This window comes from Coprococcus sp. AF102-57 (assembly GCF_027686195.1).
In the GTDB taxonomy this organism is placed as follows: domain Bacteria; phylum Bacillota; class Clostridia; order Lachnospirales; family Lachnospiraceae; genus Allocoprococcus; species Allocoprococcus comes.
The window spans coordinates 20,445-32,646 of record NZ_JAQCSY010000032.1 but is presented as its reverse complement, the minus strand read 5'-3'; the positions used below and the strand labels follow the sequence as shown (position 1 = coordinate 32,646).

Annotated in this window: 13 protein-coding genes; 8 read left to right on the top strand and 5 right to left on the bottom strand. The window is 41.8% G+C overall.

The features are described 5' to 3' along the window. Positions 1 to 40 precede the first annotated feature (40 nt). Both PGZ10_RS15455 and PGZ10_RS15450 read right to left on the bottom strand, forming a co-directional pair. Positions 41 to 406 carry a hypothetical protein gene (locus tag PGZ10_RS15455; protein WP_117834612.1) on the bottom strand — a complete coding sequence of 122 codons (366 nt, stop codon included), beginning with the start codon at positions 404 to 406 and terminating at the stop codon, positions 41 to 43. A gap of 28 nt (positions 407 to 434) precedes the next feature. Further along, entirely contained in the window at positions 435 to 968 is a 534-nt protein-coding gene (locus tag PGZ10_RS15450) for a helix-turn-helix domain-containing protein (protein WP_270204086.1), read from the bottom strand. Positions 969 to 1,170: 202 nt separating this feature from the next. Here PGZ10_RS15450 and PGZ10_RS15445 point away from each other — a divergent pair, with 202 nt between their 5' ends. The 6 genes from PGZ10_RS15445 to mutY all read left to right on the top strand — a co-directional run bounded on the left by PGZ10_RS15445 (position 1,171) and on the right by mutY (position 8,369). Next, complete coding sequence (locus PGZ10_RS15445) at positions 1,171 to 1,401, top strand: DUF5348 domain-containing protein (RefSeq protein WP_117834628.1); 231 nt, start codon at positions 1,171 to 1,173, stop codon at positions 1,399 to 1,401. Between the two features lie 83 nt (positions 1,402 to 1,484). Then, the gene (locus PGZ10_RS15440; RefSeq protein WP_243277263.1) at positions 1,485 to 1,874 is read left to right on the top strand and encodes a group II intron maturase-specific domain-containing protein; all 390 of its coding nucleotides are present in this window, start codon (positions 1,485 to 1,487) and stop codon (positions 1,872 to 1,874) included. Between the two features lie 276 nt (positions 1,875 to 2,150). Further along, positions 2,151 to 4,262, top strand: coding sequence for an efflux RND transporter permease subunit (locus PGZ10_RS15435; RefSeq protein ID WP_270541775.1), 2,112 nt, complete (start codon positions 2,151 to 2,153; stop codon positions 4,260 to 4,262). Between the two features lie 232 nt (positions 4,263 to 4,494). After that, entirely contained in the window at positions 4,495 to 5,622 is a 1,128-nt protein-coding gene (locus PGZ10_RS15430) for a coiled-coil domain-containing protein (RefSeq protein WP_270541774.1), read from the top strand. 529 nt (positions 5,623 to 6,151) lie between these two features. Next, positions 6,152 to 6,643 (top strand): DeoR/GlpR family DNA-binding transcription regulator, encoded by a 492-nt coding sequence (locus tag PGZ10_RS15425; RefSeq protein ID WP_270541773.1) that lies wholly within the window; start codon positions 6,152 to 6,154, stop codon positions 6,641 to 6,643. A 1-nt stretch (position 6,644) separates the two neighbouring features. Further along, entirely contained in the window at positions 6,645 to 8,369 is a 1,725-nt protein-coding gene (mutY, locus tag PGZ10_RS15420) for an A/G-specific adenine glycosylase (RefSeq protein WP_270541772.1), read from the top strand. A gap of 74 nt (positions 8,370 to 8,443) precedes the next feature. On the opposite strand, the gene PGZ10_RS15415 is transcribed toward mutY, so the two are convergent. From PGZ10_RS15415 to PGZ10_RS15405, 3 genes are all read right to left on the bottom strand, one after another. Beyond that, positions 8,444 to 9,115 carry a phosphatase PAP2 family protein gene (locus tag PGZ10_RS15415; RefSeq protein ID WP_117824525.1) on the bottom strand — a complete coding sequence of 224 codons (672 nt, stop codon included), beginning with the start codon at positions 9,113 to 9,115 and terminating at the stop codon, positions 8,444 to 8,446. 116 nt (positions 9,116 to 9,231) lie between these two features. Continuing rightward, positions 9,232 to 9,990, bottom strand: coding sequence for a glycerophosphodiester phosphodiesterase family protein (locus tag PGZ10_RS15410; protein ID WP_117559287.1), 759 nt, complete (start codon positions 9,988 to 9,990; stop codon positions 9,232 to 9,234). An 80-nt stretch (positions 9,991 to 10,070) separates the two neighbouring features. Beyond that, a complete protein-coding gene (locus tag PGZ10_RS15405) occupies positions 10,071 to 10,985 on the bottom strand; it encodes a diacylglycerol/lipid kinase family protein (protein ID WP_117824526.1) in 915 nt (304 codons plus the stop codon). 167 nt (positions 10,986 to 11,152) lie between these two features. Between PGZ10_RS15405 and PGZ10_RS15400 the strand changes: the two genes are divergently transcribed. Both PGZ10_RS15400 and PGZ10_RS15395 read left to right on the top strand, forming a co-directional pair. Beyond that, positions 11,153 to 11,512, top strand: coding sequence for a CidA/LrgA family protein (locus tag PGZ10_RS15400; RefSeq protein ID WP_022220001.1), 360 nt, complete (start codon positions 11,153 to 11,155; stop codon positions 11,510 to 11,512). Beyond that, complete coding sequence (locus tag PGZ10_RS15395) at positions 11,505 to 12,197, top strand: LrgB family protein (protein WP_117559267.1); 693 nt, start codon at positions 11,505 to 11,507, stop codon at positions 12,195 to 12,197. Before PGZ10_RS15400 ends, PGZ10_RS15395 begins: the two co-directional genes overlap by 8 nt. Positions 12,198 to 12,202 lie beyond the last annotated feature (5 nt).

Below are 12,202 nucleotides of genomic sequence, written 5' to 3'. Positions count from 1 at the left end.
TGATAACAGAATGATAACAAAATATATAAATTCTGGCTTTTTAATACCAGGTAGACATTCCTTCTTTTAAAATTTCCCCGGAATTATAACTTTCTATGATTTTACTGATAGCATGATCTGCAAAAAAAGTTTTTGTAAGCGCAGTTGTTGCTAAAGGCCATTCTTCTTCGGTTAAAAGTGGAAGCCCTTCTTCTTTTCTCGTGTCATTAACAGAATTTCTGAGTTCATTTTGCTCATCTACAGTAACAATATGGGAAAAATCATCATGTGCCATTTGCTGAATTTCTACAGTTTCATTTAATTTGTCAACTAGTATAATTCCATACATTTCATCTTCATTACCATTTGGAAAATACCAATAAGTAAGATATTGACCAGTTTCTTCAATTAATCTAAAAGTAACCATTTCGTCACACTTTCTATATATACTAAAATTAAGTTAGATCATAAACTCTGACAGTATTGCCCTCGGTACCTTTTTTGACGATAGTATGACAACCTATCGTAGTTCCCATAGCACGCAGTTTCCATTCATCTTGGGTAGCGTCCAGCTTATCCAGTTCTACTTGTCTTTTATCTTCATCTTCGATAGCTATTATTTCAGCTTTTTCCTTTTCATAGACATTTTTAAATTGACACCATTTCCTGAAAAGGTCCTGCATTGTAGGATTTTCGAACGTCAGTGAAACCTTCTGATCAGGTGTTTCTGCAAGTGAGAGGTTTACTGAATCATCAATAGAAAACAACAGGGAGAGTACATCTCCGACTGTTTCAATATTAAAATCAAGAAAAACACTTACATTTAATCCCAGTGCAGTTGCTATCTTTTCTAACTGATCCGGTTTTGGATTCCGGATTCCAAGCTCATATTTTCTGATTGTGCCTACGTTAATGCCGGACAGCTCGGCTAATTGTATCTGACTGTATCCTCTAAATTCCCGGTATGCCCGGATTTTTTTACCTACCATAATGCTGCCTACTTAATAATATTTGTGACTCTATTCTGGCACAAAAGTGAATGATACGAAAGAGGTTGATTTTCGCAGAGTATGAAAATGTAGAATGGAATATAAAAATAAAATTCGCAAAAGGTTATTGACAAAGTCATAAAAGTGAATCGTAGTATAAAATATCAAAAGAGTCACAAAAGTGACTGGAAAGGAGCAGAAAATGACGAAACAGGGAAGATTAGGATATAACAGCAGCAATGGAAGATATGGATTATTATCATCAGACTTATGGATTGATACAGGATTTCACTGCGGAGAAGGACTGGAAGTGCTGGTAGATGATGAATGGGTACAGACCAGAATGGAGATGAATCTGGCAAGAGAATGGTATCTGGTGGGGACACCTTATTGTGGAAATCTGGAATATGTGCAGGCAAGGATACCGGAATAAACAGATCTATGATCCGCTTCGGTCGGTGCAAAGCAGACGTCCACTGGACGTTATGCCTCCGGTAGGGCGCAAGGGGACTTTTGATGGACGGTACGGCTGTCGAAAGAGAACTTACCGACAGGAACAAAGGCATTAGCAACGAAGTACGAGAAAAGAGGTATCAAGAGTATGTGCGGGGATGGGTGGAATACTTCAGGCTCGCAGATATGAAAGAGCTCCTCCGAAAAACGGATGAATGGGCAAGGCGGAGAATCCGAGCGGTCTATTGGAAACAGTGGAAGAAAATCAAAACGAAATACCGAATGCTGAAAGCACTAGGTTTAGAGGATTGGAAAGCCAAGGAACTAGCCAATAGTAGAAAAGGTTATTGGAAAATGGCGAAAGTCTTGAACCAAATCTTTTCAAAGAAAATAATAGCCAAGCTGGGATATACATCCATGCTCGACTATTATCTAATAATCTGTGAAAACTAAAGAACCGCCGTATACGGAACCGTACGTACGGTGGTGTGGGAGGACGGTAAATAAAATAATTATTTACCTCCTACCTGATTATGTTTGTGTATAAGAAAAACTGCCAGTAGCAGTTTTTTTGTAGTTTATAGTTTTTGGAAAATAATAAAAAATCAACCATGCTAAAAATGACCAAAATTCATTTTTTAATTATGAAATTATTGTGACTATTTGATATTGACCATCAGTCATTTTTTTGTATAATATTCTATAGAATAAAAATGTAAAGACAGGGAGATGATTATTGTGGTCAAAGCGGGAAAATGGATAGCAAAACACAGATTTATAATTTTGTTACTGGGGATACTGCTTTTGATTCCGTCATTTATTGGAATGGCGAAGACAAGAATTAACTACGACTTGCTCAGTTACCTTCCGGAATCACTGGAAACAGTAGAAGGACAGGACGTTATGGTGGATGAATATGGTATGGGTGCATTCGCCATGGTTGTTGTAGAGGATACGGACATGAAAGATATCCAGAAGCTGGCGGATCAGTTTAATAAGGTTGATCATGTCGAAAAAGTATTATGGTATGGTGATGTGGCAGATCTTTCACTGCCGGTAGAGATGATACCATCCGATTTGAGAAAAGCCTTCTACAACGGAGATGCGACACTGATGCTCGCATTATTTGACAATACGACTTCATCTGACGAAGCAATGAATGCAGTCGGTGAGATGCGTAAGATTGCCAGCAAACAGTGTTTTATTGCAGGTATGACAGGTGTTGTAGCCGATATCAAGAATGTAGCAATGAAAGAAGTCCCGATTTATGTTGTAATTGCGGCAATTCTTTCTTTTCTGGTGTTGGAAATTACCGGAGAATCCTTCCTGGTACCGATTTTTTTCCTGATCAGTATAGGTGTAGCAATTGTATATAATCTGGGAAGTAACATTTTCCTTGGCGAGATCTGTTACATTACAAAAGCGCTGACGGCGGTATTGCAGCTGGGTGTTACGATGGATTACTCCATTTTCCTGCTGAATAGCTACGAAGAGAACAAGCGCCGTTTCCCGGGAGATAAGAACCGTGCGATGGGACATGCGATTTCTAATACATTCAAATCCATTGTAGGAAGTTCTGTCACCACAGTAGCAGGATTTGTAGCTCTTTGTGTTATGACATTTGCACTTGGTCGTGATCTTGGTATTGTTATGGCAAAAGGTGTTATCATTGGAGTGCTTTGCTGTGTAACAATCCTTCCGGCAATGATTCTTATTTTTGATAAACCGATTGAAAAAACCAAGCATAAACCGCTGATCAAGAGCATGGATAAGGTTTCGACATTTATCACCAAACATTACAAAGTGTGGATCGTTGCTTTCCTGATCTTGCTTATTCCTGCTATTTATGGCAATAATCATACAAAAATTTATTATAATATTGCACAGTCACTTCCACAGTCACTTCCATCAAATGTGGCAAACAGTGAACTGAAAGATGACTTTGATATGAGTACAATGCATATAGTTATGGTAGATAAAGACATGGATGCCAAAGAGAAAAAGGCAATGATGAGTGAAATTGATGATGTCAATGGTGTAAAATGGACACTTGGACTTAACTCCATCGTTGGATCTTCTATTCCGGAATCGATGATCCCGGATGATGTAAAGAGTATGCTTCAGGGTAAGGATACCGAGTTGATGTTTGTATGTACCAAGTATGAGTCTGCAACTCCGCAGGTCAACAAACAGATCAAACAGATTGATAAGATTGTAAAATCCTATGATAAGTCTGGAATGGTAATCGGTGAAGCACCACTGATGAAAGACCTGCAGGATGTAACAGATATCGATTTGACAAGGGTTAATGTTATTTCAATCGCAGCAATCTTTATTATCATTTTGCTTATATTTAAATCCATCTCGCTTCCGATCATTCTGGTTTCGGTTATCGAGTTTGCGATTACGATTAATATGGCGATTCCGTTCTATCAGGGCAAGAGTCTTCCGTTCGTTGCAAGTATCGTTATCGGAGCAATCCAGCTGGGAGCAACCGTTGATTATGCAATCCTTATGACGACCAGATATCAGAAAGAACGTATGAAAGGCAAGAGTAAGAAAGAATCTGTTGCGATTGCACACAGAATCAGTATGCCATCGATCATTACTAGTGGACTGAGCTTTTTTGCGGCAACATTTGGTGTGACTTGTTATACACAGGTTGATATGATCGGTTCTATCTGTGAACTTCTTTCAAGAGGAGCGATCATCAGTGTGATCGTAGTACTGACTGTCCTTCCGGCAATGTTTCTGATCTTTGATCCGGTCATCTGCAGAACAACTGCTGGATACAGAGTGAAAAAAGATAAAAGTAAAACAGTTGCAGAGCCGACAGCATAGGCTCTGCTGAAAAGGGAGCAGGCTTAACTGATTGAAATCAGCAAAAAGCCTGTTCCTTTTTGCTGTCATACACTTAGAGAAAAATGGCATCTGAAGAAGCTTTTTGTACGTTGAAAATGGGAAGAAATGGCTGTGTACAGACCTTTCCAGAAAATAGAAGGTTGTTCTTTTGATTAAAATAGTATATACTATCTTAGTGTTACCCCAAAACATTCAAGAAAGGATTACATTTATGAAAATGCAGAAAAAACGAATCGTACAGTGCGGACTTTCTCTGATCTGTGCATTCGGTATCGCGCTGTCGGGGATGTCGGTACATGCAGAAGAGGTGGACAGCCTCGAAGATAAGACCAGTAATCTACAGAGTCAGTTGGAAGGGATCAACCAGGATCTGGTTACGATCAGCAATGAAATCGCTGAGACAGAAGTGAAAATTGAAGAGTCTAATAATGAAGTATTCCGTTTGGAAGCATCGCTCCAGATTTCCCGTAATAACGAGGAAGTACAGTATGCAAACATGAAGACTCGAATTAAGTACATGTATGAAAATGGTTCGGACACACTGCTTTCTATGGTATGTGAAGCAAAAAGTATGGGAGAGTTCCTGAACCGTGTAGACTTTATCCAGAATATTACAAAGTACGATAAGGATATGCTGGAGAATATGGTGAAAGTACGTGAAGGTATTGAAGAGCAGGAGGCTGAACTGAAAAGCAGGCAGCAGGAACTGCTTGACCTGCAAAGCCAGCTGGACAGTGAACAGGCAGCGTTGCAGGCAAAAGCAGAAGAGACTTCGACAGACCTTGCCACGGTAAATGCACAGCTTGAGGCGGCACGTGCGGCACAGAAAAAGCAGGAGGAGGAAGCCCAGAGGAAAGTGGATGAGCAGCTGGCAAAAAAGGCACAGGAAGAGACAAAGCAGGCGTCAGCTTCCGCCGGAAGTAATACATCTGCGGGCAATAATTCCGGGAACAGCAGTTCAGCGGGGAATAACAGTTCTTCTGGCAATAATAATCCTTCCAACAACAATTCATCGAATAATACTAGTTCCGATTCTTCCAATTCCGGAAGCGGTGGCTATGTGATCCCATCAGGCGGTCTTACCCCGTCAAAGGGAAGGATCTGGTATAATGGACATACCGAGACTTACTATTCTCAGAAGGTACTTCCGGGAGGAGGGCTTGCAATCCCAGGACGCCATATAGCAAGTGACGGAACAATCAGGGATGCCGATGGTTACATTGTTTTAGCAAGTGATGATTACCCAAGAGGAACAGTTGTAGAGACGTCACTTGGTGCTGGAAAAGTATATGATACCGGAAGTGGATCCGGAAATATAGATCTGTATACAGATTGGTAAAAGAAAAGCGGGGCAGTAAAGGATAAACCTTTTACTGCCCCGCTTTTGAATTTAATGGGATATGTATTTTCAGTGAATCGAAAAGGCATATTTTGCTTTGTACTGGAGAAGTCCGGTTACTGTGCTTCGTAGGTTGCCTTAGCGTCACGTATCAGCTTGTCGAATTTATCTGCATCCCATGCAGCACGTCCTGTAAAGAGTCCATGCAGAAGAAACAGAAAGGTATTTACTCACCGGAAGGATGGGCTCACTACAAAGGTACAGGTGAAGCTGCACCGGAGGAATAAAATGTTATAATTTGTTTATGGAATGAAGTCCTCTTGTGTGTTACAATATAAGAGGACTTTTGTTTTATAGAGAATAGTTGTCGAACGAAAGGGTGAAAACTATTAAAGAAAGGAAAGCGTTTACGGAAGAAAAAATTACAGTTCGGATGACAGATACATACCTGTTTGACTTTACGTTATAGCATACCTATTCGAAACTGGCAGGTTTTCTGACAAATATTCTGGGAGCAGCGATTGCTTTTATGGGAATCATCATGCTGGCTATGGGAAAGATAAAACTCGTGCAGATTATTTTTTATCTGGTAGCAGCGGTTGTGACGAATTCGCTCCTGGTAGGAAATGAACTTGCAGCAGTAAGACATGTAGAACTGTATATGATCGGCGGTCATGTGGGCGGTCATCTGGCAGCGACGATGGGAGATGCAGCAATTGAGAATATGGAAAAATTTCATGTAGATAAAGGATTTATCGGAGTACACAGTATCAATTTTGATGTGGGTCTGACATCCATCGCAACACCACAGATGCAGGTGAAGAGAGCGATATTCGAAGCATCCAAGCAGGTGTTTGTTCTTGCTGACAGCAGCAAATTCGGAGGCGGGTATGTGTCCGTGATCTGTCCGGTTAAGGATGTATACAAGATCATTACGGATTCGCAGATCAGCAAAGAGTATATCCGAAAAGCGGAGCATGAACAGATTCCACTTGTGATAGCCGGAAACCGGGAGCAATAATATGATATATGAGAGAATACAAAAGGGGCGCTTTTTAAAGCGCCCTAATCGATTTATAGCAAAAATAGAAATAAATGGAAAAGAAGAAACGGTCCATGTGAAGAACACAGGGAGGTGCGCGGAACTTCTGGTTCCGGGAGCAGAGGTGTTTGTTCAGAAGTCTGAAAGTGCAGGGCGTAAGACTGGCTGGGATCTGATCGGTGTCAGGAAGGCTGACCGGCTGATCAATATGGATTCCCAGGTGACGAACAAAGTGGTACAGGAATGGATTGAAGCCGGGAGATGGTTCAAGGATGTGAAGGTCGTCAGACCGGAAGTTACCTATAAGAATTCCAGGTTTGACCTGTATGTGGAATATGAAGAGAAAAAAGCGTTTATAGAAGTGAAAGGGGTTACGCTGGAAGAAGAAGGCGTGGTAAAGTTTCCGGATGCACCGAGCGAGCGGGCAGTGAAGCATTTAAAAGAGCTGGAAGAAGCAGTGCAGGATGGGTACGAGGCTTATGTATTCTTTGTGGTTCAGATGAAAGGAGTACGTTATTTTACACCAAACAGACGGACGCACAAAGAATTTGCAGATGTTCTTGCAGAAGCAGCGGAAACCGGGGTTCAGGTGATCGCAAAGGACTGTTTTGTAACGGAGGATTCCATTGCAATTGCGGACGAAGTTCCGGTAGTACTTACCAATCCACAGCTCTATGAAGCACCGGAGCTGCTTGTGGAATGGTACAGAGAGCGGAAACGGGATCTGCCATGGAGACATCATGTAAATGCCTATCGGGTATGGGTGTCTGAAATTATGCTGCAGCAGACGAGAGTGGAAGCAGTAAAGCCATTTTTTGAGCGTTTCATGACAGAGCTTCCAACGGTAAAAGATCTAGCCGAGGCACCGGAGGATAAGCTTTTAAAGCTCTGGGAAGGGCTTGGATATTATAACCGGGTACGCAATATGCAAAAAGCAGCGCAGAAGATCGAGGAAGAATACGCAGGAAAATTTCCGGAAAATTATGAGGAGATCAAGGCGCTTCCAGGAATTGGAAATTATACGGCAGGGGCAATTTCTTCTTTTGCCTATGGAATTCCAAAGCCGGCAGTGGACGGAAATGTTCTCCGGGTGGTATCAAGACTGCTGGCGAGCGATGAAGATATTATGAAAGCGTCCGTCAGGACAAAGATAGAAAATGCGATTGAACCGGTGATCCCAGAAGATGCGGCATCGGATTTTAACCAGGGGCTGATCGAACTTGGCGCGATTGTCTGTGTGCCGAATGGGGAGGCAAAGTGTGAAATCTGTCCTCTTACGGGAATCTGTGAGGCGAAAAGGCTGGGAATCCAGAATGAACTGCCGGTGAAGAAAAAGGCAAAAGCGCGCAGGATTGAGGAGAAAACCGTTTTGATTTTTAAGGATGGTGATCATGTGGCAATCCGGAAACGACCGGATAAGGGGCTGCTTGCAGGTATGTATGAGTTCCCGAATCTAGACGGAAAGCTTACGATGGACGAAGTAACCGCTTACAGTAAATCTATCGGGCTTGCACCGATCCGTGTGAAAAAGCTGCGGAATGCGAAGCATATTTTCAGCCATATTGAATGGCATATGACTGCGTATGAGGTGATCGTGGATGAACTGGAGAAGAACTGCAAAGAAGAGATGATCTTTGCACATCCGGAAGAAATACAAAAGGAATATTCCATGCCATCGGCGTTTAGTGCATGGAAGGTGAAATAAAAGAAGGACATTGCTTTTCGATTTTGCGAAATGCGATGTCCTTTCTTTGGATCAAACAAAATAATTATAAGTGTTTAAATCACCTGACGTGCAAGCCGTGGTGACTTTGCACCTTCCTGTGCATAAATTAGTGAGTACATGAAATATGCCATCACACATGCAGCAACTACATCCACTACGGAATGTTGCTTCAGGAACATGGTTGACAGAATGATCAGAATGCTTAAAACAAGAGATCCTTTCTGGATCAGTCTGGAGTGCTGAAGCTTCTCGCAATGGGAAATTGCGATGTAACAACAAATAGAGTTGTATACATGAAGACTTGGAAGCACATTCGTAGGTGTATCCGTCTGATAGATCCGTTTAACCAGCTCGATACAGAAGTTATCACGCGTAAATACTTCCGGCCTCAGGTTTAATCCGTTCGGAAATACCGTGCAGATGATCAGAAAAATGGTCATACCGCTGAACATGATTGCGGAGGCTTTGTAAAATCCCTGTTTATCATTAAAGAACAAATATCCCAGTGTGACTGCAATATAAGCAAACCACAGCAGGTACGGAATGATGAAATATTCACAAAACGGGATGTAGTCATCGAATATCGAATGGATTACAAAATAATTGTCGGTCACATGGCGTTCCAGATAAGTAAACCATGGAAAATAAATAAAAGCATATAGTAATACCCATGCATGGCTGTATGTATGCATCAGTGTCTTTAATTTTTTTAAAATATGACTCATGATAAAATCAGCTCCTTCGGGTGAAGATGTTTCTTTCTTGTTACTAGAGGTAGTATAACATTAAAAATTTTTCTCGACAACAGACTTCATAAAACATTCATATTTTTTTCTATTCTCTATTTTACGGAGAAACCTTCAAAGATATACATATCATATTTATTCCGTGCAGTTTTATAAGCTTTTTGATTGCGGAGTGTCCAGACTGCCATCGGAATACGGTACAGATAGTGGTTCAGCCAGACGGAAGGATTGCCGGCATCTGCAAGTTTATAAGAAATAAAGTCCGGACGACAGATCAGGTTGGTCAGCAGGAACTGTACACAAAAGCGCGCCAGAAAAGGATTTTCCGGATTCGTGCGAGTCAGGGCAGAAGAAAGCTGTCCACGAAGAACCTGAGGCGCATGCTTGTGAAACCATCGGATTCCAAGGGAGTTGAAAGACTGGACCATATAAGGTCCTTTATAATCCTTTAAAATATCCCATGCGGCAGGACAGAGCTTCATATTGCTGTCCGGAAGCTTCAGTTCAATCAGAAGAGGAACCCGCCCATTGACATAGCGAAGGACATCTGAAAAAAGTGGCATATGCTCCGAAGTTCCGGAAAGATGCAGGTGCTGTAGCGCATCAAACGTGGAACCCTCAACTGTCCCTTCGGCATTGCAGATCCGCTTTAAAGACTCGTCATGGAATACGACTACTTTTCCATCACGGGTGAGATGGATATCAAGTTCGATGGCAAGATTTTGTTTTACTGCCTCACGAAATGCCGGCATAGAATTCTCGGGAATCAGCCGGGAAGAATCATGTAGTCCGCGATGGGCATAATCCCGCTTGAGATAAGGGAGGATTTTGCTTCGGCGGGAAGTATTCGGCATGATCATATATAAATATAAGAAAAAACATACAACAACAGTTAAAAGAATCCAAAACAACAGCATAGAAAAGTCCCCTTCTTTTATGTAATAATTTTCAGTGTCTCAGATTCGAGAGAGAACGAAACATCCTTCTGGAGATAAATCGGTTCGCCGTCAGAATGTACCGGAAGTGCTATTTTTGAGTGTACTTCTGCTTTTTTACAGCGGAAGATATGTACGCCTGGAAGTCGGGTATGCTTTCCGGAAAACACAGTCGGCAGAATTGCAAGAGCAATAATTTTGGGAACATCTGCAATCACAATAAAGTCCAGCAGATCATCATCCGGTTTGGCATCCGGGCAGAATTTGCATCCACCACCTTCATAAGGAAGATTAAATGCAGAGGCAAAGAAAACCCGTTTAAAATGAAGACTTTTGGTATCGTCCAGAAGAATTTCCATCTCATCTGGCTGACAGCGGCGCAGACGGTAGAGTGAGCAGGCTGCATAGGCAAGTTTGCCCAGACCAAGCCGGTTAAAAAAGACTTTAACCCTGGAAATACAAAGTTGATGGCAGATAGCTGCATCGTATCCGATTCCGGAACTGACGGCAAAACGATGAACCTTGTCATGATAGTGCAATACACCAAGATTGATCTTGCGCGTCTGTTCAGAATGAAGTACCAGATCCAGAGCTTTCATGGTATCGGATGGAAGGGCAAGTCCCCGGCCAAAATCATTGCCAGAGCCGATCGGAATGTAACCGAGGGTAACCAGGCTTAAATTCTGCAGACCACAGATTACTTCATCCACACTTCCATCACCACCAAGTACAACGATCGTAACAGGATCCCCGGAGGCGGTAAGCTCGGCGGCAATTTCCGTTGCGTGATGCCGGTGATGTGTAAAATGGATCTGGTAATCTATATGTTCTGCTATCAGTTTTAATTTAATCTTTTCCCATAGTGCAAGTCCCTGACCCGAACGGGCGTTAGGATTGGCTATAAAATGATACATAAAGTCATCCCTTCACTTCTGTAAATTTAGTTTCATTCTAGCATCGGAATGAGAGGATATTGTCAAAAAAACAATAAAAATGCAAAAATTTATTGAGGCAGAGTGCTAAAAGTGCTATTCTGGTACATGTGTTAAAAAATAAACATAAAATAAATGGAGGTAATACTGTGAAATTTATAAGACAATTTTTGATTATCATATTGATTTCTTTTGCAGGAGAGCTTTTGCATGCAATCCTTCCACTACCGGTTCCTGCAAGTATTTATGGCTTGCTGATCTTGCTGGCAGGTTTGCAGACAAAAGTAATTCCTTTGAAAGCAGTTGATGAGGCCGGTGGATTTCTGATTGAAATCATGCCGATGCTTTTTATCCCTGCAGGAGTAGGTCTGATGGTATCATGGGGAGACTTAAAACCGGTTCTTGTTCCGATCATGGTTACAATTGTAGTGACAACAGTGCTGGTTATGGGCGTGAGTGGAAGAACCGCTCAGTTTGTACTGAAGAAAGAGGAGAAGAAGGATGAGTAATATGCTGCATGGATCGACCTTTTTTTGTATGGCGATCAGTCTTTTTGGATATGAGGCAGGAATTTTTCTGCGTAAAAAGTTAAAAATTGGTATCTTCAATCCACTTCTTGTTTCGATTGTTTTTGTAATTATCGTGCTAAAAGTGACTGGAATTGATTATGATACTTATGATAAGGGAGCGAATGTACTGAGCTACCTTCTGACACCGTCTACAGTCTGTCTTGCAATTCCGCTTTATCAGCAGATGAATCTTCTTAAGAAGAATCTGAAAGCGATCATTGCAGGAATTACAACAGGTGTATTTGCCAGCCTTGCCGGTGTATGGGTATTTTCTATGTTGTTCCACCTGAAGAAGCAGTTCTATGTAACGCTTCTTCCAAAATCAATTACCACAGCGATCGGTATGGGAATCTCAGAAGAGCTTGGTGGAATTGTGACGATTACAGTTGCTGCGATCGTAATTACCGGGATTATTGGAAATATGTTTGCAGAGGGAATCTGTAAGCTCTGCAAAATTGAGCATCCGATTGCAAAAGGACTGGCAATCGGAACAGCTTCCCATGCTATGGGAACGGCAAAGGCAATGGAAATCGGAGAGATTGAAGGAGCAATGAGCAGTCTTTCTATTGCAGTGGCCGGATTGATGACGGTTGTAGGTTCATTGATTTTCTATCACCTGTATTAGAGAGG